The sequence below is a fragment of the Sphingobium sp. DC-2 genome, assembly GCF_000722555.1.
Lineage (GTDB): Bacteria > Pseudomonadota > Alphaproteobacteria > Sphingomonadales > Sphingomonadaceae > Sphingobium > Sphingobium quisquiliarum.
The window spans coordinates 206,718-226,599 of the sequence record NZ_JNAC01000057.1; the positions used below are offsets into that span (position 1 = coordinate 206,718).

The 19,882-nt window shown below is 64.5% G+C and carries 17 protein-coding genes and 1 pseudogene; 9 read left to right on the top strand and 9 right to left on the bottom strand.

The window, feature by feature from the left end:
* From ET21_RS0113690 to ET21_RS0113700, 3 genes are read right to left on the bottom strand one after another with little or no spacing between them, the layout of a single operon-like run.
* Positions 1–2,139 carry an RNA degradosome polyphosphate kinase gene (locus ET21_RS0113690; RefSeq protein WP_021238642.1) on the bottom strand — a complete coding sequence of 713 codons (2,139 nt, stop codon included), beginning with the start codon at positions 2,137–2,139 and terminating at the stop codon, positions 1–3.
* Positions 2,140–2,153: 14 nt separating this feature from the next.
* Positions 2,154–2,777 carry a chromosomal replication initiator protein DnaA gene (locus ET21_RS0113695; RefSeq protein WP_030540143.1) on the bottom strand — a complete coding sequence of 208 codons (624 nt, stop codon included), beginning with the start codon at positions 2,775–2,777 and terminating at the stop codon, positions 2,154–2,156.
* The gene (locus tag ET21_RS0113700) at positions 2,774–4,012 is read right to left on the bottom strand and encodes a heavy-metal-associated domain-containing protein (protein ID WP_156029185.1); all 1,239 of its coding nucleotides are present in this window, start codon (positions 4,010–4,012) and stop codon (positions 2,774–2,776) included. The genes ET21_RS0113695 and ET21_RS0113700 overlap by 4 nt, the downstream gene beginning before the upstream one ends.
* A 206-nt stretch (positions 4,013–4,218) precedes the next feature.
* Between ET21_RS0113700 and purM the strand changes: the two genes are divergently transcribed.
* The 5 genes and pseudogenes from purM to nadB all read left to right on the top strand — a co-directional run bounded on the left by purM (position 4,219) and on the right by nadB (position 9,389).
* The gene (gene purM / locus ET21_RS0113705) at positions 4,219–5,313 is read left to right on the top strand and encodes a phosphoribosylformylglycinamidine cyclo-ligase (protein WP_021238645.1); all 1,095 of its coding nucleotides are present in this window, start codon (positions 4,219–4,221) and stop codon (positions 5,311–5,313) included.
* Between the two features lie 143 nt (positions 5,314–5,456).
* Positions 5,457–6,407: a phosphoribosylglycinamide formyltransferase gene (gene purN / locus ET21_RS0113710; RefSeq protein WP_030540145.1), complete on the top strand. Its 951-nt coding sequence runs from the start codon at positions 5,457–5,459 to the stop codon at positions 6,405–6,407.
* Between the two features lie 65 nt (positions 6,408–6,472).
* Positions 6,473–7,399 carry an ABC transporter ATP-binding protein gene (locus ET21_RS0113715; RefSeq protein WP_021238647.1) on the top strand — a complete coding sequence of 309 codons (927 nt, stop codon included), beginning with the start codon at positions 6,473–6,475 and terminating at the stop codon, positions 7,397–7,399.
* Positions 7,396–7,763: pseudogene (locus ET21_RS27105) on the top strand (endonuclease domain-containing protein). Before ET21_RS0113715 ends, ET21_RS27105 begins: the two are co-directional and overlap by 4 nt.
* 21 nt (positions 7,764–7,784) lie before the next feature.
* Positions 7,785–9,389 (top strand): L-aspartate oxidase, encoded by a 1,605-nt coding sequence (gene nadB / locus ET21_RS0113725; protein ID WP_030540146.1) that lies wholly within the window; start codon positions 7,785–7,787, stop codon positions 9,387–9,389.
* A 14-nt stretch (positions 9,390–9,403) separates the two neighbouring features.
* Here the strand turns inward: nadB and ET21_RS0113730 are convergent, their stop codons facing one another.
* Positions 9,404–10,252 carry an alpha/beta fold hydrolase gene (locus tag ET21_RS0113730; RefSeq protein WP_030540147.1) on the bottom strand — a complete coding sequence of 283 codons (849 nt, stop codon included), beginning with the start codon at positions 10,250–10,252 and terminating at the stop codon, positions 9,404–9,406.
* Between the two features lie 159 nt (positions 10,253–10,411).
* Here ET21_RS0113730 and ET21_RS0113735 point away from each other — a divergent pair, with 159 nt between their 5' ends.
* Positions 10,412–11,557 carry a serine hydrolase gene (locus ET21_RS0113735; RefSeq protein WP_030540148.1) on the top strand — a complete coding sequence of 382 codons (1,146 nt, stop codon included), beginning with the start codon at positions 10,412–10,414 and terminating at the stop codon, positions 11,555–11,557.
* A 108-nt stretch (positions 11,558–11,665) separates the two neighbouring features.
* Here the strand turns inward: ET21_RS0113735 and metH are convergent, their stop codons facing one another.
* The 4 genes from metH to ET21_RS0113755 all read right to left on the bottom strand — a co-directional run bounded on the left by metH (position 11,666) and on the right by ET21_RS0113755 (position 17,430).
* Positions 11,666–14,266, bottom strand: coding sequence for a methionine synthase (gene metH, locus ET21_RS0113740; RefSeq protein ID WP_021238652.1), 2,601 nt, complete (start codon positions 14,264–14,266; stop codon positions 11,666–11,668).
* Between the two features lie 138 nt (positions 14,267–14,404).
* Positions 14,405–15,451 (bottom strand): homocysteine S-methyltransferase family protein, encoded by a 1,047-nt coding sequence (locus ET21_RS0113745; RefSeq protein ID WP_030540149.1) that lies wholly within the window; start codon positions 15,449–15,451, stop codon positions 14,405–14,407.
* 93 nt (positions 15,452–15,544) lie between these two features.
* The gene (gene metF / locus ET21_RS0113750; RefSeq protein ID WP_021238654.1) at positions 15,545–16,462 is read right to left on the bottom strand and encodes a methylenetetrahydrofolate reductase; all 918 of its coding nucleotides are present in this window, start codon (positions 16,460–16,462) and stop codon (positions 15,545–15,547) included.
* Positions 16,459–17,430 carry a metalloregulator ArsR/SmtB family transcription factor gene (locus tag ET21_RS0113755; RefSeq protein WP_021238655.1) on the bottom strand — a complete coding sequence of 324 codons (972 nt, stop codon included), beginning with the start codon at positions 17,428–17,430 and terminating at the stop codon, positions 16,459–16,461. The genes metF and ET21_RS0113755 overlap by 4 nt, the downstream gene beginning before the upstream one ends.
* Positions 17,431–17,634: 204 nt before the next feature.
* Between ET21_RS0113755 and ET21_RS0113760 the strand changes: the two genes are divergently transcribed.
* Together ET21_RS0113760 and ET21_RS0113765 are read left to right on the top strand one after the other, a co-directional pair.
* Positions 17,635–17,862 (top strand): hypothetical protein, encoded by a 228-nt coding sequence (locus ET21_RS0113760; RefSeq protein WP_030540150.1) that lies wholly within the window; start codon positions 17,635–17,637, stop codon positions 17,860–17,862.
* Between the two features lie 85 nt (positions 17,863–17,947).
* Positions 17,948–18,169, top strand: a complete 222-nt coding sequence (locus ET21_RS0113765; RefSeq protein WP_030540151.1) for a hypothetical protein — start codon at positions 17,948–17,950, stop codon at positions 18,167–18,169.
* A gap of 55 nt (positions 18,170–18,224) precedes the next feature.
* Here the strand turns inward: ET21_RS0113765 and ET21_RS0113770 are convergent, their stop codons facing one another.
* Positions 18,225–18,635 (bottom strand): glycine zipper 2TM domain-containing protein, encoded by a 411-nt coding sequence (locus tag ET21_RS0113770; protein WP_021238658.1) that lies wholly within the window; start codon positions 18,633–18,635, stop codon positions 18,225–18,227.
* Positions 18,636–18,875: 240 nt separating this feature from the next.
* On the opposite strand from ET21_RS0113770, the gene ET21_RS0113775 reads away from it, so the two are divergent.
* Complete coding sequence (locus tag ET21_RS0113775; protein WP_030540152.1) at positions 18,876–19,862, top strand: esterase-like activity of phytase family protein; 987 nt, start codon at positions 18,876–18,878, stop codon at positions 19,860–19,862.
* Positions 19,863–19,882: the final 20 nt, after the last annotated feature.

The following is a 19,882-nucleotide window of genomic DNA, read 5'->3' on the forward strand; positions in this document are numbered from 1 at the left end:
TCAGGCTCGCCCGCGCAGCCTGAGCGTCGGCACGGCGCCGCTGTCCAGCGATGCGCCGCGCCCGGACAGCGAAGGGTTGGTCATGAAATAGCGGTGCAGGTTGAATGGCCGGTCGCTCGACACGACGCGCTCATAATGGCCGTCGCTATCCAGTTCCCAGCTTTGTTCCGTGTCGATCAGGTTGGCGACCATCACCTGGTCCAATATCTGATCGTGGACGGTCGGGTTTTCCACCGGCGCCAGAAATTCAACGCGGCGGTCGAAGTTGCGCGGCATCCAGTCGGCCGAACTGATGAACACCTTAGCGCCGTTGTTAGGCAACGCCTTGCCATTGCCGAAGACGGTGATGCGGCTATGTTCCAGGAAACGGCCGACCACCGATTTCACCCGGATATTTTCGGACATGCCCGGAACACCCGGCCGCAGGCAGCATATGCCGCGCACGATGAGGTCGATCTGGACCCCCGCATTGCTCGCCGCATAGAGCTTTTCGATGATCGCCGGGTCGACCAGCGAGTTCATCTTGGCCCAGATAGTGCCGGGGCGGCCCGCCCGGACATGCTCTATCTCCGCATCGATCAACTGGCACAGATGGTTGCGCAGGTCGCGCGGGCTCATCACCAGTTTCTCAAGTCTCTGGGGCTCCACATAGCCGGTGATATAGTTGAACAGCGCAGCGGCATCGCGGCCATAGGCGGGATCGGCGGTGAAGAAGCTGAGGTCGGTGTAAATCCGCGCGGTCACCGGATGATAGTTGCCGGTGCCGAAATGGCAGTAGGTGCGGAACGCCTCCGCCTCGCGCCGGACGACCATCGACACCTTGGCATGGGTCTTCCAGTCGATGAAGCCGTAGACCACCTGCACGCCCGCGCGTTCCAGCGCGTCGGCCCACATCAGATTCTGCTCCTCGTCGAACCGGGCCTTGAGTTCGACCACCGCCGTCACCGACTTTCCCGCCTCCGCCGCGTCGATAAGCGCTCGGATGATCGCCGACTGCTTGCCCGCGCGGTAGAGCGTCTGCTTGATCGCCACCACATCCGGGTCGGACGCCGCCTGTTTCAGGAAGGACACGACCACGTCGAAGGCCTCATAGGGATGGTGGACGACGATGTCCTTCGCCCGGATCGCGGCGAAGCAGTCCCCCCCATATTCGCGGATGCGTTCAGGGAAGCGCGGGGCGAAGGGTTCGAACTTCAGGTCGGGGCGATCCTCATCGACCACGCCGGACAGGTCGCCGATGCCGACGAAGCCTTCGACTTCCGCGATCATGGCTTCATGGCCCTGGAGCATGTCCTGCAACATTTCCTCGACCGGTTCGGGAATGCGCTCCTCTATCTCCATGCGGATCACGCGGCCGCGGCGGCGGCGCTTGATGGCGCTGCGAAAATAGCGGACCAGATCCTCCGCCTCTTCCTCGATCTCGATGTCGCTATCGCGGATGATGCGGAACACGCCGCTGTTGCGCACGCGGTAACCGGGAAAGAGGTCGGCGGAAAAGCGGCGGATCACCGCCTCCAGCGCTATGTAGCGCGCGTGTTCGCCGGGCATGCGGACGAAACGCGCGAGCGAGGAAGGGATCATCACCAGTTCGCGGATCGGCTGCTTGTCCGACAGCCGTTCCAGGTCGAAGACGATGGACAGGCCCTGATTGGGAATGAAGGGGAAGGGATGCGCCGGGTCCAGCGCCTGCGGCGTCAGGATGGGGAAGATCTGCGTCAGGAAATGTTCGCGCAGCCAGCTTTCACTCGCATCGTCCATTTCGCTGCCCGGACCGATCACCTCGATCCCGACCTGCGTCAGTTCGCCGTGCAGCGCCGCCCAGACCTTCTGCTGCGCGCCCATCAGGCGGATGGTTTCGTCGGCGATGGCGGCAAGCTGCTGCGCCGGGGTCAGCCCATCGGCGGAGCGCATGTCGACATCCTGCAACTGCTGCCCCTTGAGCCCGGCGACGCGGACGCTGAAAAATTCGTCCAGATTGGCGCCGGAGATGGACAGGAAGCGCAACCTTTCCAGCAACGGATGGGCGCGGTTCATCGCTTCCTCCAGCACCCGCTGGTTGAACGCAAGCCAGGACAGTTCCCGGTTGAAATAGCGGTCGCCCGGCAGGGTGATGCTGGCGGAGGGATCAGCTTCGGCCACGTTTCTCTCTGCGCTCATTGAGGGTCATCGGCGACTATAGGCAAAAAACCGGACCCTTGCAGGGCCTCTTTCGCCATAGCGACGGAAATCTTACGTCCAGATGACAGCGCGGCCTCATTAAGGATGCGCGTCACGCCCGCGATTGCGGCATAGCTGCGCTCGATCCGGCGCAGCAGCCAATCGGGCAGATCCGCCGCATAGGGCGTCCCCATCCGCACGAACGCCCGTTCGATGAGCGCGCGGGCAAGGGCCTCGTCCGGTTCGGCGATGAACACGAACGGCGCGGCGGCAAGGCGGGATCGCAGGTCCGGCAGCGCGACCTGCCATTGCGCGGGGCGATCGCGCCCGATCAGCAGCAGCGGCCGCCTGCTGGTCTGCGCATCGTTCCAGGCGTTGAACAACAGGCGTTCGTCCTGCCCCTGCGCATCGTCAATCACCGTTCCGCCGCTCAACCCGGCGAAACGGCGGCCGAGCAGCGACCGGCCGGAACGCGGCGGCCCGCCCAGCACGCTGACCGCAAGCGGCCAGTCGCGCCATCCTTCCAGATGACGGACGGCGATACGATTGGCTTCACTCACCAGATAATCATCGTCCGTCCCCTGCCCTGGCCAGTCGAACGGCAGGCTGATCTGCGTCATTGCGGGGCCGGTGCTCCGCCCGCAGGAGCCGCCGCCTGCCGCCGGATACGCAGTGTGGAGCCGGAGACGGTCACGCCATAGCCGCGCGCTTGCAGCGCCGCGCGCAAGGCATCGGCCGATCCTTCGAAGCTGACCTGCATGACCGATGTGCCACCCAGCGCCAGGCTGCTGGTACGGGCCGAACGAACGCCCGCAATGCCGCGCAACGCCGCCTCGCCCTGTGCCACGGATGCGACATCAGGCGTGTCGAACTGGATCGAGAAGCTGCCAATGCCCGGCACCTGCGCGCTTGGCAGGTCGAAGCCGTTCAGCGGCAGGTCGGCGGCATTTTCGATGTCGAGCGCATCGGGGTCCACCGGCTCCTCGATGATGAGCGAGGGGTCGGGCCGCAACCGGCCGTCGTTGAGCGCGCCTGTATAAAGCTGGTCGATCCGGCGCGCCGCTTCGTCCAGCATCTGCGGGATGGCGCTTTCGGCCGATGCCCGCAGGGAGAAGCTGCCGATCAGCCGGTCGTCGGGACCGTAGCGGGCGGTGAAGGTGCCGGTGACCGGGCCGCCGGGCCATTGCCGCTCGATCCGCGCGATCGGCACCACGACATCGGCCGCACCATATTGGTCGAGCAGCACGCGCCACCACAGCCGCCCGCGCCGCCCCACCTGGCCGGCGTTCAGCAGGACCGGATCGGCGATCGATCCGCTGACGCGCACATAGTCGATCGCGCTGTCGCCCGTGCGGAAGCGCGCCCAGGCCTTCTGCCATTCATTGGTCCGCTCATAGGATACGGCCGATCCGCCGTCCCACATGACAGGGATGACCAGCAGCGGCGGCGATCTCACCACCTGCCCGGAAACGCCCAGCAACTGGCCGGTGCGCGCGCGGTCGAACAGCATGCCGAGCGTCGCGATATAGCGGTTCGGCCCGATCTGCTCATATTCGATCTCGATGCCCGAAATCATCGATTCAAGCTGCGAATCGGACAGGTTGGGCACGCCCGCCGCGCCATGAGTGCGCGTCCAGAGCATCCGCCAGCCCTGCCGCTGCGCCAGCCGCCAGCCCGCCTGCCGGGCGCTGTTGGCGTCCTTGCCCACGACGTCGACCTTGATGCCGCTTACCTGATAGTCGCCGCCGCTGGCGATCGGCGGCACGCCGCGCTCCCCCTCCATCTGCGCGAACAGCGCCGCGGCGGCGAGACCGAGCGCGATCGCGGCCAGTATTTGCAAGGGGCGCGACAGCATGCGGAGCAGCTGCGAGGGCCGGAATATCGGGCGACGGGAGGCGGTGGACAGGCTCACGCGCGCCCTTTTGGCGGGATTTCCCCCGTCTGCCAAGCGCCAACCCATTGCCTTTCCCTTTTCCGCGTCATGGTGTGCTTTCTGGCATGCCGCATTTTCCATTCTGCCAGATGTTTCCATCCGGCTCGAAAATGCTCTAGGGCGCGGGCATGAGCGACACCGAATCCTACAGCTACGCCAAGGCTGGCGTGGACATCGCCGCGGGCAATGCGCTGGTCCGCGCCATCGCCCCGCTGGCCAAGGCGACCCGCCGTCCGGGAGCCGACGCCGAATTGGGCGGCTTTGGCGGTTTCTTCGACTTGAAGGCCGCCGGCTATGACGACCCGCTGCTGGTCGCGGCCAATGACGGCGTGGGCACGAAGCTGAAGCTGGCGATCGATCATGACCGGCACGATGGCGTCGGCATCGACCTGGTGGCGATGTGCGCTAACGACCTGATCGTGCAGGGTGCGGAGCCGCTTTTCTTCCTCGACTATTACGCCACCGGCAAGCTGGAGAGCGGCGTCGCCGAGCGCGTCATCGCGGGCATTGCCGAAGGATGCCGCCAGGCCGGATGCGCGCTGATCGGCGGCGAAACGGCGGAAATGCCGGGCATGTATGCCGCCGGGGACTATGACCTCGCCGGTTTCTGCGTCGGCGCGGTGGAACGCAGCAAGGCGCTGACGGGCAACAGGGTGAAGGCGGGCGACGTGCTGCTGGGCCTTGCCTCGTCGGGCGTGCATTCGAACGGCTTTTCGCTGGTGCGCCGCCTTGCCGCGGACAAGGGCTGGAAGCTCGACCGCCCTGCCCTGTTCGACAATGAAGTGCTGCTGATTGACGCTCTGATGGCGCCGACGCGGATCTATGTGAAGGCGCTGCTGCCGCTGGTGCGCGGCGGCAGGATCAACGCGCTTGCCCACATTACGGGCGGCGGCCTGCTCGAAAACATCCCGCGCGTGCTGCCGGATGGCTGCCATGCCGTAGTGGACGCCGATGGCTGGGAACAGCCTCGGCTGATGGCGTTCCTGCAAGCACAGGGCAATATCGAGCCGGAGGAGATGGCGCGGACCTTCAATTGCGGGGTCGGCATGGTGCTGGCGGTCGATGCTGACGTGGCGGATGCGGTTGCGGCCGAACTGGAAGCGGCGGGAGAGACCGTGCTGCGCGTGGGCGTGGTGGAAAGCGGCGAGAAGGGCTGCACCGTCAAGGGATCGCAGGAGACCTGGAGCGCGAAGGCCGATTGGTCCGCGACGCATCTGGGGTAACACAATTCTCGCAACCGTTCGTGCGGAGTAGGGACTGAGCTTGTCGATGACCCGTATCGAAGCAGGGCTGGGCGCAACATCCTTCGATACGCCGCTTCGACTTCGCTCAGCGGCTACGCAGGACGAACGGAGGTCGTTCGGATATGGCAAAGGCTAAAGTCGGCGTTCTGATTTCCGGGCGCGGGTCCAACATGGCGGCGTTGCTCTATGCCGCCAAGCATCCATCCTGCCCCTATGAGATCGTGCTGGTTGCCGCCAATGATCCGCAGGCCGCTGGCCTGACGCTGGCGGCGGCGGAAGGCGTGCCCACCTTTGCGCACAGCCACAGGGGCATGAAACGGGCCGAGTTCGACCGGATCATCGACGCGCAACTGCGCGCGGCAGGCGCTGAATATGTGGCACTGGCCGGTTACATGCGGCTGCTCTCGCCCGAGTTCGTCGCGGGATGGGAAAACCGGATGCTCAACATCCATCCCAGCCTGCTACCCAAATATAAGGGGCTGGACACGCATCAAAAGGCGCTGGATGCAGGCGACAGCCATGCGGGCTGTTCCGTGCATGTCGTCACCAGCGAACTGGACGACGGCCCGGTGCTGGCGCAAACGGAAGTCGCAATCCTGCCAGGCGATACCGCCGACAGTCTGGCCGCCCGCATCCTGATCGCGGAACATCAGCTTTATTCCCGCACCCTCGCCGATTTCGTGACTCGCGAGCGGCAACCCGAATGGCTGCTGGCACGGGTGCGCGATCGCGCTCTCGCCCTGCCGCAGGCGGACGAGGTGACGTCCCACGGCATGCCCTGCTTCGGCATCGAAAAGGGCAAGAAATTCGCATATTTCAGTCAGGATCATCATGGCGACGGCATCGTCTCCGTCCTGGTAAAGACGACCGCGCCCGAAGAACAGGCGATGCTGATCGACAGCGACCCGGACCGCTATTACCGTCCCGCTTATTTCGGCGACGGCTGGGTCGGCATCCGCCTCGATCTTGGGGATACCGACTGGGACCAGATCGAGGACCGGCTGCGCAAAAGCTGGCGGGAGGTCGCGCCGCGCAAGCTGCTGGGTCTGATGGATGTGGCGGACGAGTTTTGATCCTCCTTCCGTGATATGGGAATGCCCCTTCCCGAACGCTCGCGCGATCCCCATAGAGATCAGCCATGACCGACATACCCGCCCCCGCCATCGAGATCACCAACCTCACCAAAGTCTATAAAGGCGGCAAGCGCGCGCTCGACAATATCAGCCTGACGATCCCGCGGGGGCAGATTTACGGCCTGCTTGGCCCCAATGGCGCGGGCAAGTCGACCACGATCAACATCCTCGCCGGGCTGGTCAACAAGACCAGCGGCAACGCGAGGATCTGGGGGTTCGACATCGACCAGAATCCCCGCAACGCCAAGAATTCCATCGGCATCGTGCCGCAGGAGATCGTGTTCGATCCCTTCTTCACGCCTTACGAAACGCTGGAGAATCAGGCGGGCTATTATGGTGTGCCGAAGGACCGGCGGCGATCGATGGAATTGCTGCGCGCGGTCCATCTGGAGGACAAGGCGGACGCCTATGCCCGCACCCTTTCGGGGGGCATGAAGCGGCGGCTTCTGGTCGCCAAGGCGATGGTGCATTCGCCGCCGATCCTGGTGCTGGACGAGCCGACCGCGGGCGTCGACGTTCAGCTTCGCCAGCAGCTTTGGGCCTATGTGCGCGAACTCAACGCGCAGGGCGTGACCATCGTCCTCACCACCCATTATCTGGAAGAGGCCGAGGAGCTTTGCGACCGGATCGGCATCATCAACCATGGCCGGGTGATCACCGACAAGCCGACGCGCGAACTGATCGCCATGGCCCAGGAAAAGGTGGTGCAGGTGACGGTCGACCGCGACATCGCCGCCGCGCCGGACGCGCCCTGTTTCGAGAAGGTGGAACTGTCCGATCCCCGGACGCTGACCATCACCTATATGAAGGACCGCGCCAATGCGGGCCAGGTGCTGAGCGCGGTGCAGGCGAACGGGCTGTCTATCGTGGATGTGGTGACGCGCGACCCGGATCTGGAGGATGTGTTCCTTCACCTTACGGCTGCTGCGTGACTCCCCCGAACAGAAATACGGCTCGCGCAAAGTCCCTTCGCAACGTAGCTTCGCCTCCCGAACGTCTCCTCTGGCAGAACCTGCGCAATCGCCAGCTTGGCGGCCACAAGTTCAACCGCCAGATGCCGGTAGGTCCGTATTTTGCCGACTTTCTCTGCCGCGAATTCCGGCTCATTGTCGAACTGGACGGTATCAGCCACGACACAGCGCTGACGATGACGCGCGGCGTGACGCCTATTGCCGTGACCAAGGCTATTCCATTTTGCGCTTCACCAATGCAGATGTGCTGACGAACATCGAAGGCATGCTGTCGCACATAACGGCGACGCTTGCGCTATTGCCCACCCCCGGCCCCTCCCGCTAGCGGGAGGGGAGAGTATCGAATATGCCCACCACCACGCATGACGTCGTCATCATCGGTTCCGGCGCCGCCGGTCTCACCGCCGCGATCAACCTCGCCCAGGATCGCAAGGTCGTGGTGCTGGCCAAGGCTGCGCTCGACAGCGGATCGACCAACTGGGCGCAGGGCGGCATCGCGGCCGTGCTCGACGCTGGCGACAGTTTCGAAGCGCATGTGCATGACACGATGGTGGCGGGCGCGGGCCTCAACAACCGGGAGACGGTGGAGTTCGTCGTGTCCGAAGCCCCGGCCGCGATCGAGCGGCTGGCGCAGCTTGGCGTCCCCTTCAACGGCGGGGAGGAGTTTGGCGAACGCTGGCACCTGACGCGTGAGGGCGGGCACAGCCACCGGCGCATCGTCCATGTCGATGATGCGACCGGCCATGCCGTGCAGGTCGCGCTGCTCAAGGCCGCGCGCGCCAATCCCAACATCACGCTGCTTGAGGATATGGTCGCCATCGACCTTATCACCAGCCGCCATGGCGAGCGCTATTCGGGCGATGGCCATGTCTGGGGCGTCTACGCCTTCAACAAGAAGACCAAGCATGTCGACGCGCTGCTGGGCAAGGCGACGATCCTGTGCACCGGGGGCGCGGGGCGCACCTATCTCTTCTCCACCGCGCCGCGCGGGGCGACCGGCGACGGCATCGCCATGGCATGGCGCGCGGGCTGCCGCGTCTCCAACATGGAGATGAACCAGTTCCACCCCACGTGCCTCTATAATCTGGAGGTCAAGAATTTCCTGATCACCGAAGCCGTGCGCGGCGAAGGCGGGCATTTGAAGCTCCCCCCCGGCGTGCCCGGCGGCGGCGAGCGGTTCATGCCCCGCTTCGACCCGCGCGGCGAGCTTGCCCCGCGCGATATCGTGGCGCGGGCCATTGACCATGAGATCAAGCGCCTTGGCCTTGACTATGTCCATCTGGACATCAGCCACAAGGACCCCGAATTCGTAAAGCATCATTTCCCGACCATCTATGCGCGGCTGCTGGACCTGGACATCGACATCACCAAGGAGCCAATCCCGGTCGTCCCGGCGCAGCATTATACCTGTGGCGGGGTGATCATCGATCTGGATGGCCGCACCGACCTGCCGGGCCTCTATGCCGCTGGAGAAGTGACGGAAAGCGGACTTCACGGGGCCAATCGCCTGGCGTCCAACTCATTGCTGGAATGCTTCGTCTTCGGCGAAGCGGCGGCGCGTCACATTCGCGCGCATTGGAATGAACTGCCCCCGCCCCCGTCCATCCGGCCATGGGACGAAAGCCGCGTCACCAACAGCGACGAAGAGGTCATCGTCCAGCATAACTGGAAGGAAATCCGCCGGTTCATGTGGGACTATGTGGGCATCGTGCGCACCACCAAGCGGCTGGAGCGCGCGCAGCACCGCATCGACCTGCTCGCCAAGGAAGTGGACGAATATTACGGCCATTTCCGCGTTACGCCGGACCTGATCGAGCTGCGCAACCTGCTGGAGGTCGCGCGGCTCGTCGTGCGTTCAGCGTTGCGCCGCAAGGAAAGCCGGGGGCTGCATTATACGCTTGATTATCCCGGCATGCTGCCCGCGGCGGTCGATACGGTGCTGGCTCCCTGATCTGATCAGGATATCTACGTCAGGAAATCCTTGAGCATCGCTGCGAAGCGGGCGGGCTGGTCCGCCATGACGACATGGCCACTGGGACCGATCGGCAGCAGCCGCGCGTTCTTCTTGGCGGCGTAGGCGGCGCGGAAATTGCGGCTGATCTGCGCCGCCTGCGCCGCATCGGAGCCGGTGGCGTAGACCACGTCCATGGGAACGGTGATGCGGCCGAGCTGCGGCCCCAGATCGATATTGGCAAGGTCGCGCAGGGCATTGGCGATCACGTCCGGGTCGCTGCCGCGCGCACCGGGCGCATCCGCGACGATCTGCGCCAGATAGGCGCGGCCTGCTTTCGTGCCGGTGAAATATTGGCTGAGCTGATCGGCGAGGAATCCCATGCCGCGCGCCGTGCCGCCGACCATCGCCGCGCCCGCCGGAAGCATGTCGACGACCATGATCCGTCCCGCCACGCCCTTGAGGCCCAGCATCATCGCCAGCGTGCCGCCCATGGAATGGCCGACCACGGCCGGGCGGACGAGTCCTGCGGCCTTGATGTAGCGAGTGATCTCATCGGCTAGTGGTTGCACCAGCGGTCCGGTGGCGTTCGCGTCCGGGGCGAGGCCGGCAAAGCCGCGAACATGGATCAAGTGCCAGCGAAAGCCCGGCACCTTGTCCATGATGCCGTTCCAGAGCGCCGGTCCGCTGGCGAGTCCCGCGATCAGCAGCACGTCGCGCCCCGTTCCGCGCGTGGTCACGGCGATCCTGCGCGAGGCGAAGGGGGCAGCCTGCGCGCCCTGGTGCCGCATCATCAGCAGCCCGGCACAGGCGCCCGCGCCCGTCCGCAGCAATGTCCGCCGGTCGATCAACGATGCCATCATGCGATGCTCCCTTGCCCATCACGGCTTAACGGCAGGTGAGCGCATATTGGCCATGCCGTTCAGACTCCTTACATCGCAAATGTGGAATCATTCGTCGCATCTCCCTTGTCAGCCAAAGGGGGTGACGGGCCTAAATCGAAGGAGAGTTCGGGGACGTTCATGCACAATCGAAATCAGGGGCGCGGCAGGCGCCCGGAAGGCGGATCGGTCCGCCTCATCCTGTTGGTCGCGGCGCTTTCCGCCTGCGTCAGCGCTCCCATGGAGCCGCAGGCCAGCGCGACCCAGCGCCCGCAGCCGACGACCGCGACCTACCCCATCAAGCGCGTCGCCAATCCGCCCAAGACCTTCGATCAGTTGAACGTCGACCAGCGGGAAACGCCGCCCCCGGCGCTGGTCAGCGTGATTCGCAACCTGGGCCAGAGCTTCAACGGCAAGGTCGGCATCGCGGTGCGCCGGATCGGCGCCGACTGGACCGTCGCGTGGAACGGCAATGCGCTGTTCCCGCAGCAGAGCGTGTCGAAGCTGTGGGTGTCGATGACGTTCCTGGACGCGGTCGACCGGGGCAAGATCCGCCTGACCGACACGACCACCATCACGCGCAAGGACCTGACGCTGTTCCACCAGCCGACCGCCGCGCTCGTGGGATCGAGCGGCTGGACGACCAGCTATTCCGACCTGATGCGCCGCGCGATGACACAGAGCGACAATACGGCGAATGATACGCTGCTGCGCGCCGTTGGCGGACCCGAAGCAGTGCGCGGCTTCCTGGCGCGGCGGACGATCAAGGATATCCGCTTCGGCCCCGGCGAACGGCTGCTGCAATCGGCGACGGCTGGCCTCGACTGGCGGCAGGATTATTCGATCGGCCGCAACTTCTATGCGGCCCGTTCGCGGCTGCCCATGCCGGTGCGGGTGAAGGCGCTCGACAATTATCTCGCCAATCCGCCGGACGGCGCCGCGCCGTCATCGATCGTGAAGGCGCTGGCGAAGCTGAAGGAAGGCGAGATGCTGTCGCCCGCGTCGAGCCAGCTGCTGATGTCGATCATGAGCCAGGCGAAGACCGGGCCGCAGCGGATCAAGGGCGGCGTTCCGGCCGGATGGAAATATCTGCACAAGACCGGGACCGGGCAGGAACTGGCCCCCCGCTCGACCGGATATAACGACATCGGCATCATGACCGCGCCCGATGGCACCAGCTATGCCGTGGCGGTGATGATCGGCAGCACGACCGAACCCATCCCCGTGCGCTGGCAACTGATGCAGGCCGTGGCGAAGGCCGTGGCTGCCAATCATGAGAAGCGGTGACGGCCGATACTCAACAGCCGCTCGTGTCGAGCGAAGTCGAGATATGGGAAACGCCGCGTCAGCGTTTCTCGACTTCGCTCGAAACGAACGGACCTTCCTGCCTAGACCTTAATCCAGATTAGGCCGCAGCCAGCGCTCCGCCGTTTCGACGTCGATCCCGCGCCGCCGCGCATAATCTTCCAGCTGGTCGCGTCCGACCCGCGCCACGCCGAAATATTCGGCCTGCGCATGGCCGAAATAAAAGCCGCTGACCGCCGCCGTCGGCAGCATGGCGAAACTTTCCGTGAGCGTGATGCCGGTTGCGTGATGGGCGTCCAGCATGTCGAACAGCAATGGTTTCAGGCTATGTTCCGGGCAGGCGGGATAGCCGGGCGCTGGGCGGATGCCGCGATATTGTTCCTTGATCAGCGCTTCGTTGGTCAACTGCTCGCCTTCCGCATAGCCCCATAGCGCAGTGCGGACATAATGGTGCAGCCGCTCGGCAAAGGCTTCGGCCAGACGGTCGGCCAGCGCCTTCAGAAGAATGTCCGAATAGTCATCGATCGCCGCCTTGAAGCGCGCCAGATGCGGTTCGATGCCGTGGATCGACACGGCAAAGCCGCCTATCCAGTCGCCATCATGGCTGATGAAGTCGGCAAGGCACATATTGGCCCGGCCTTCGCGCTTGGCGATCTGCTGGCGCAGCATGGGCAGGCGGACATGCTTTTCATCCTCGACATGGACGATGATGTCGTCGCCCTCGCGGCGGCAAGGCCATAGCCCCGCCACGCCGCGCGCCGTCAGCCATTTTTCGCTGACGATGCGGTCCAGCATCTTCTGCGCGTCGTTGAACAGGCTGGTGGCGCTTTCGCCGACCACCTCATCCTCCAATATGGCGGGGTAATTGCCCGCCAGTTCCCAGGCGCGGAAGAAGGGCGTCCAGTCGATATAGTTGATCAGGTCCTTGAGGTCCCAATCGGGGAAGGCGTGAATGCCCGGCAGGCGCGGGCGCGGGGCCTTCAACGCCTCGTCCATTTCAAAGGCGTTCGCACGCGCATCCTCGATCGAGAGAAGCTGGCTCTGCCCCTTGCCCTCGCGCGTCTTGCGGACATGCTCATAATCGTCCTTCGTCTTCTGTACAAAGTCCGCCTTCTGGGTCTCCGACACCAGCGCCGTCGCCACGCCGACCGCGCGGCTGGCATCCAGCACATGGACGACTGGGCCGGTGAAGGCCGGATCGATGCGCAGCGCCGTATGCACCCTGGACGTGGTCGCGCCGCCGATCAGCAGCGGCACGGTCATGTTGGCGCGCTGCATTTCCGCCGCCACCGTCACCATCTCGTCCAATGACGGGGTGATGAGGCCGGACAGGCCGATCATGTCGACGTCATTCTCGTTCGCGGCCTTGATGATGTCCTGCCAGGGCACCATGACGCCCAGGTCGATCACCTCGAAACCGTTGCACTGGAGCACGACTCCGACGATATTCTTGCCGATGTCATGGACGTCGCCCTTGACGGTGGCCATGACGACCTTCCCCTTGCCCTTGGCGCCGGGCTCCTTCGCCGCTTCGATGAAGGGCAGCAGGTGAGCCACCGCCTTCTTCATGACGCGGGCGGACTTCACCACCTGCGGCAGGAACATCTTGCCCGCGCCGAACAGGTCGCCCACCACATTCATGCCGTCCATCAGCGGACCTTCGATCACCTCGATCGGCTTGGCGGCGCTGAGGCGGGCTTCTTCCGTATCCTCGACCACATACATATCGATGCCCTTGACCAGGGCATGTTCCAGCCGCTTGGCGACCGGCCAGCCGCGCCATTCCTCCGCCGCCTTTTCCGCCGCCGCATCCTTGCCCTTGTAGCTTTCGGCCAGTTCGACCAGCCGCTCGCCCGCTTCGGGGTCGCTGTTCAGCAGCACATCCTCGCACGCCTTGCGCAGCGCGGGGTCGATCGCGTCATAGACGTCGAGCTGCCCCGCATTGACGATCGCCATGTCGAGGCCAGCGGGGATGGCGTGGTAGAGGAAGACGCTGTGCATCGCCCGCCGCACCGGCTCATTGCCGCGGAAGGAGAAGGAGAAGTTGGACAGGCCGCCCGAAATATGGACATGCGGGCAGCGCGCCTTGATCTCGCGGCATGCCTCGATGAAGTCGACGCCGTAATTATTATGCTCCTCGATCCCCGTCGCGACGGCGAAGATATTGGGATCGAAGATGATATCCTCCGGTGGAAAGCCGATGGACATCAGCAGCTTGTAGGCGCGCTCGCAAATCTCGACCTTGCGTTCCTTCGTGTCGGCCTGCCCCGTCTCGTCGAACGCCATGACCACGACCGCAGCGCCATAGGCCATGCATTTGCGGGCATGGTCCAGAAAGGCTTCCTCGCCCTCCTTCATGCTGATCGAGTTGACGATCGGCTTGCCGCTGACGCATTTCAGCCCCGCCTCGATCACTTCCCATTTGGAACTGTCGATCATCACCGGCACGCGGGCGATGTCCGGTTCGGAGGTCATGAGCTTGAGGAAGGTCGTCATCGCCTCGACAGCGTCGAGCAGGCCTTCGTCCATGTTCACGTCGACGATCTGAGCGCCATTCTCGACCTGATCGCGCGCGATGTCGATGGCCGCGGCATAGTCGCCCGCCATGATCAGCTTCTTGAACTTGGCCGATCCGGTGACATTGGTGCGTTCACCGATATTGACGAAAGTGGCGGTTGAACTTTGGGTCATATCCCGATCTCTAAATCCGTTCGGGCTGAGCGAAGTCGAAGCCCTTGTCTGAGCGGAGGCGAAGATACCTCACTATGTTCGGTTTTGCCCTTCGACTTCGCTTGGGGCGAACGGAGGAGAGCTATTTCCTCCGGTAATTCAAGCCGCAATATGCATGGGCTCCAGCCCTGCGAGCCGCGTCACCACCGGCAGTTCCGGCACCTGACGCGGCTTATGCCCGGCCAGCGCCCTCGCCACCGCGCCGATATGGGCGGGCGTGGTGCCGCAGCAGCCGCCGACCATATTGACCAGCCCCTCATCGACCCACTGGCGGATGAGCGAGGCGGTGGTTTCGGGCAGTTCATCATATTGCCCAAGCTCATTGGGCAAGCCCGCATTGGGATAGGCCAGGATCAGCGTGTCGGCATTCTTCGCCAGTTCGGAAAGATAAGGCCGCAGCAGATCTGCCCCGAAGGCGCAGTTCACCCCGATGGTCAGCGGCTTCAAATGGCGCAGCGAATACCAGAAGGCGTTGATCGTATGGCCGGACAGGTTGCGCCCGGACATATCGGTGATGGTGAAGCTCAGCATCAGCGGCACGGGCCGCCCCGCCGCCGCTTCCGCCTCGCGCGCCGCCATGCCCGCCGCCTTGGCGTTCAGCGTGTCGAAGCAGGTTTCGACCAGCAGGAAATCCACCCCGCCCTCGATCAGCGCGTCGCACTGCTCGCGATAGTCGGCCTTGAGCGTGTCATAATCCACCTCGCGAAAGGCGGGATCGTTAACGTCCGGCGAGATAGACAGCGTCTTGTTCGTCGGCCCGATCGATCCGGCGACGAAGCGGGGGCGGCCATCCTTTGCCGTCGCTGCCTCGCAGGCGCGCCGGGCGATCCGGGCGGCGGCGATGTTGATGTCCCGCACCAGATGTTCGCAGCCATAATCGGCCATGGCGATCCTGGTCGAACTGAACGTGTTCGTTTCGATCATGTCCGCGCCAGCGTCGAGATAGGCGGTGTGAATGCCCTCCACGATATCAGGCCGGGTCAGGCACAGAAGGTCGTTATTGCCCTTCTGATCCTTCGCCAGATCGAGCGACCCGCGATAATCCGCCTCGGTCAGCCCATGCTTCTGGATCGACGTGCCGTAGCCGCCGTCGAAGATCATGATCTTTTCCGCCGCAATGGCGCGGAAGCGTTGTTCAGCAGTCATGTTCATTCCCGTTCGGGCTGAGCGAAGTCGAAGACACCTCGCTGCGTTCGGTGGCACCCTTCGACAGGCTCAGGGTGAACGGAAGAAAGGGACTCATGCCGCCCTCACCCCCAGCAGATGGCAGATCGCATAGCTCAACTCCGCCCGGTTGAGCGTATAGAAATGAAAGTCGCGCACGCCGCCCGCATAGAGTTTGCGGCACAGTTCCGCCGCCAGCGTGGCGGAAACCAGCTGCCGCGCGGCGGGCAGGTCGTCCAGCCCTTCGAACAGCTTGCCCATCCATTCCGGCACGGCGGTATTGCACATGGCGGACATGCGCTGGACCGCCGCGAAATTGCTGACCGGCATGATGCCCGGGATGATCTCCGCATCGATCCCCGCCGCCGCCACCGTGTCGCGGAAACGGAAGAAGGTTTCGGGTTCGAAGAAAAATTGCGTGATCGCCCGTGTCGCGCCCGCGTCCAGCTTGCGCTTGAGATTGTCGATATCGCTCTGCGCGCTCGATGCGTCGGGATGGGTTTCGGGATAGGCGGCGACGGAAATCTCGAACGGGTGGCGCTTGACCAGCCCTTCGACCAGTTCGGCCGCGCCCTTATAGCCTTGCGGGTGCGGTTCGAACTTGCACCCGGCCTGCGGCGGATCGCCGCGCAAAGCGACGATATGACGCACCCCCGCTTCCCAATAGGCGTCGGCGACCTCGCCGATCTCCGCCTTGCTCGCCGCGACGCAGGTCAGATGCGCGGCGGCGGGCAGCGGCGTTTCCTTCGCGATGCGGGCGACGGTGTTATGCGTCCGCTCACGCGTGGAGCCGCCCGCGCCATAGGTCACGGACACGAATTTGGGGGCAAGCGGCGCCAGCGTCCCGATCGCGGACCAGAGCTGCTCCTCCATCTTCTCCGTCTTGGGCGGGAAGAATTCGAAGCTGACATTCAGGTCGCCCGCCATATCGGCATAGAGCGGCGCATCGAGCACGCGCCGGGCCTCTTCGACGGAGGGGAAGGGAAAGGTCATGCGCAAATGCGTCCTTCAATCGGCAGGATGCGCGCGCCGCGACGCCGCCCCAGCCACAGTTTCACGGTCAGTTCATGGCCGGGCAGGCTTTCCACCCGGTCGAGGTCGAGGCCCGCCTGCGCGAACCAGCTTTCCATCTGGTCGTCGGAAAAGCCGAGCCGCGCATGCTGGTCGCGCAGCCGGAGCTCCTCCCGCTCATGCGCGTCGAAATCGGCGATCAGCACCCGGCCCCCGGCGGCCGTGACGCGCGCGGCTTCGGCGATGACGGCTTCGGGCGCCTGCGCATAGTGCAGGACCTGATGCAGCACCACCGTGTCGGCATCGCCCTGCGCCAGCGGCAGCGCGCCGAAGTCGCCGAGCACCAGCGCATATTTGCCGCCAGCATCCTCAGGCAGCTTGGCACGGGCGATGCGCAGCATGTCGGGGCTGCGGTCAAGCGCCGTCACCTGATCCGCCAGCGGCCCGAACAGTTCGATCATGCGCCCCGTGCCGGTGCCGATGTCAAGCAGATGGCCGATCGGCTCCGCCTCCAGCAGCGCCGTCATCGCGCGTTCGACATCACGCTCAGGCACATGGAGCGAGCGGATGGCGTCCCATTTTTCGGCATGTTCGGCGAAATAGCTTTCCGCCGCGCGCGACCTGTCGGCGCGCACCGCGGCCAGCCGGGCAAGGTCCGCCTTCTGCCACAACTGCTCGCTTTCCGAAGGGGCAAGCTGATCGAAAAGGGTGAGGAAGGGCGCGATGGCGGAGCCCCGGCCCAGGCGCAGGAACACCCAATTGCCTTCCTTGCGCCGCTCCACCAGCCCGGCTTCGGCCAGGATGCGGACGTGGCGGGACACGCGCGGCTGGCTTTGCCCCACCACCTGTGCGATTTCGCCGACGGCAAGCTCCATCGCGCGCAGCAGATAGATGATGCGCAGCCGCGTCGGATCGCCAAGGGCGCGGAAAATGTCGAGTGCGGCACTCATGCGAGGATCATATAAAGAAATCTTTATATGCGTCAATGGCTGTCGCCAGTGGCACCGCAATTGCGCGCTTTTGCGCGGTTACGCAGGAATGGGATTGCCTTGAGTCGCCGTATTCATTACGTATCGGCCCCGCAGGCGCAAAGGGGGGTGAACTTTTCTCCGAGAGTGGTCTGCGCAGTTTTTTTCTCTGAGAGGGGTTTGCCCATGTCCAAGTCGATTGCTCTTTCGCTCGTTCTCGCCGCTTCGCTCGGTCTCGCCGCTTGCTCTGGCGGTTCGGAAAACGCCGCCAACGTTTCGGCCAATGCTTCGGAAAACGCCGCGAACGCTGCCGACAACGCGATGCTGGCTGCTGAGAACGCCGCCACCAACGCTTCGAACGCTGCTGAAAACGCCAGCAACGTCGCTGCCAACGCTTCGGCGAACGCGATGTAATTTCCCTTTTCCCAAGGGAAATGTCGAAGGGGCCGCGCCGGTGACGGAGCGGCCCTTTTCTTTGCGGAAAGGTCAGGCGATGAGGATGATCGGCTTGGGGCCAGCGCTGCTGCTGCTTTTGTCCTTGGGCGGATGCGGTTCATCAGACGATGGCGATGCGAGCGGCCTTGCCCCCGGAGAGGCGCGCGCGCTTAACGACGCTGCGGCTGAACTAGACGCGCGCAACCATCCGCCGCAGGATGACGCGGGCATCAATCCCGCCGCCATGAGCGCGGCAAGGGCCAGGCGGGAGCAGACCGGCCCATGAAAAAGGGCCGCCCCGGAAGGCGGCCCTCTTCATTTGCCTGCCGTTGGAAAGCGGCTCAGCAATCCCGGTCGATCGCCCGGCCCGCCAGAGCGCCCACGCCCGCGCCGATGATGGCGCCGGTGGTGCCGTCTCCGCGACGGCCATAGCGGCCGCTGCCCTTGCCGACTTCATTGCCGAGCAGGCCACCGGCGATCGCGCCGATGATCGTGCCGCCCGTGCCATTGTCGCGGCAGCGGTAACCGCCACGATAGCCGCGATAATAGTTGTTCCGGTAATAGCGGTCGCCACGATCGCCGCGGTAATAATCGCCGCGATAACCGCGATAGCCACGGTCCCCGCGATAATAGTCGCCGCGTTCATAGCGGCCCCAGCCGTCGCGGGCCTGCGCCGGAGCGGCGGTGACGGCGAAGGAAGCCGCGCCCATGGCCAGCGCTGCCCCCATATTGATCAGAAACTTGGTCTTCATGGCGTGCTCCTCGAAATATCCTTTTCGATGGCTGCTGCCATTGGGGCAACTGCATCGATTGAACCCCTTTTGCCCGATTCGCTTTGAGCCAAGCCTGAATGGGCGTGACAGCCGCCGTTAATGCGCGTTTTTCTTTTCCATTCGCCGCAGTTGAGCGAAAAGCAGCGGCGCCGAAGCGGCCCGCCCGGACAGGCAGTCATGAAGGTTGGTTCCGTCACCCGGAATGCCTATGGCGAAACGATGCGCCGAATCCTGATCGTCCTGCTGCTCGCGATCCTGCTGTTACCGGCGCCGCACAAGAACAAGCCGGAGCTTTTCGGCCCCGGCCCCCTGCTGGTCAAGGTCCGTGCGCTTCCCTTGAGTTCCATAGACCCGTCCGTCAACCAGGTGGGGGCGCTCACCTATAAGGGCGGCTGGCAGCTCAGCAGCCCGCATCGCGGCTTTGGCGGCATCTCCTCGCTGATGGTGGATGCGCACGGACAGGTACTGGCGCTCAGCGATTCAGGGACGCTGATGGGCTTTGCCGTGCGCCCCCGCCCGGACAACCGCCACCCGTTCATCGCTCCCCTGCCGGTGAGGGCCGAAGATCGCAGCCAGCCCTGGTGGGCATGGGATTCAGAATCGCTCACCCATGATCCGGCGACGGACCGCTATTGGGTGGGGTTCGAGATGCTCCAGAGGATATGCCGCTATGCGCCGGGCTTCGCGCGGGTGGAGGCGTGCCGGACCTGGCCGGACATAGAGGCATGGCCTGAAACCGGATCGATCGAGTCCATGGCCCGCTTGCCCGATGGCCGCTTCCTGGTGATAGCGGAGATGGGCATGACGAGCGATGGAAGCCACGACACGCTGCTGTTCAGCGGCGATCCGGCCGATGAAGCGACGCCCGCCCCCATTCACCTGCGCTATGCGCCGCCGCGCGGATACCGGCCGACCGATCTGGTCGCGCTCGATGAGCGCCGCCTGCTCGTGCTCAACCGCAGGGTGACGTTGCAGAATCTCTTCACCGCGACGCTCGCCATAGTGGAACTGCCCGCATCGCCGCGCGCGGGCGACAGGTTGAAGGCGCGGACGCTGGCGCAGCTTGCGCCGCCGCTGCTGGCCGACAATTTCGAAGGGCTGGCGCTCAGCCGGGAACAGGGCCAGACCATGGTGTGGATCGTGTCCGACGATAACCACGAATTTTTCCAGCGCACCTTGCTGCTGAAATTCGCGCTGCGCCCCTGATCCTCGCGCGCGCCGAACGC

Excerpts from the sequence above, each read along its gene's own strand:
- ET21_RS0113695 (WP_030540143.1), bottom strand. The coding sequence starts at position 2,777 with ATGACGCAGATCAGCCTGCCGTTCGACTGGCCAGGGCAGGGGACGGAC.
- ET21_RS0113700 (WP_156029185.1), bottom strand. The coding sequence starts at position 4,012 with ATGCTGTCGCGCCCCTTGCAAATACTGGCCGCGATCGCGCTCGGTCTC.
- purM (WP_021238645.1), top strand. The coding sequence starts at position 4,219 with ATGAGCGACACCGAATCCTACAGCTACGCCAAGGCTGGCGTGGACATC.
- purN (WP_030540145.1), top strand. The coding sequence starts at position 5,457 with ATGGCAAAGGCTAAAGTCGGCGTTCTGATTTCCGGGCGCGGGTCCAAC.
- ET21_RS0113715 (WP_021238647.1), top strand. The coding sequence starts at position 6,473 with ATGACCGACATACCCGCCCCCGCCATCGAGATCACCAACCTCACCAAA.
- nadB (WP_030540146.1), top strand. The coding sequence starts at position 7,785 with ATGCCCACCACCACGCATGACGTCGTCATCATCGGTTCCGGCGCCGCC.
- ET21_RS0113730 (WP_030540147.1), bottom strand. The coding sequence starts at position 10,252 with ATGATGGCATCGTTGATCGACCGGCGGACATTGCTGCGGACGGGCGCG.
- ET21_RS0113735 (WP_030540148.1), top strand. The coding sequence starts at position 10,412 with ATGCACAATCGAAATCAGGGGCGCGGCAGGCGCCCGGAAGGCGGATCG.
- metH (WP_021238652.1), bottom strand. The coding sequence starts at position 14,266 with ATGACCCAAAGTTCAACCGCCACTTTCGTCAATATCGGTGAACGCACC.
- ET21_RS0113745 (WP_030540149.1), bottom strand. The coding sequence starts at position 15,451 with ATGACTGCTGAACAACGCTTCCGCGCCATTGCGGCGGAAAAGATCATG.
- metF (WP_021238654.1), bottom strand. The coding sequence starts at position 16,462 with ATGACCTTTCCCTTCCCCTCCGTCGAAGAGGCCCGGCGCGTGCTCGAT.
- ET21_RS0113755 (WP_021238655.1), bottom strand. The coding sequence starts at position 17,430 with ATGAGTGCCGCACTCGACATTTTCCGCGCCCTTGGCGATCCGACGCGG.
- ET21_RS0113760 (WP_030540150.1), top strand. The coding sequence starts at position 17,635 with ATGTCCAAGTCGATTGCTCTTTCGCTCGTTCTCGCCGCTTCGCTCGGT.
- ET21_RS0113765 (WP_030540151.1), top strand. The coding sequence starts at position 17,948 with ATGATCGGCTTGGGGCCAGCGCTGCTGCTGCTTTTGTCCTTGGGCGGA.
- ET21_RS0113770 (WP_021238658.1), bottom strand. The coding sequence starts at position 18,635 with ATGAAGACCAAGTTTCTGATCAATATGGGGGCAGCGCTGGCCATGGGC.
- ET21_RS0113775 (WP_030540152.1), top strand. The coding sequence starts at position 18,876 with ATGCGCCGAATCCTGATCGTCCTGCTGCTCGCGATCCTGCTGTTACCG.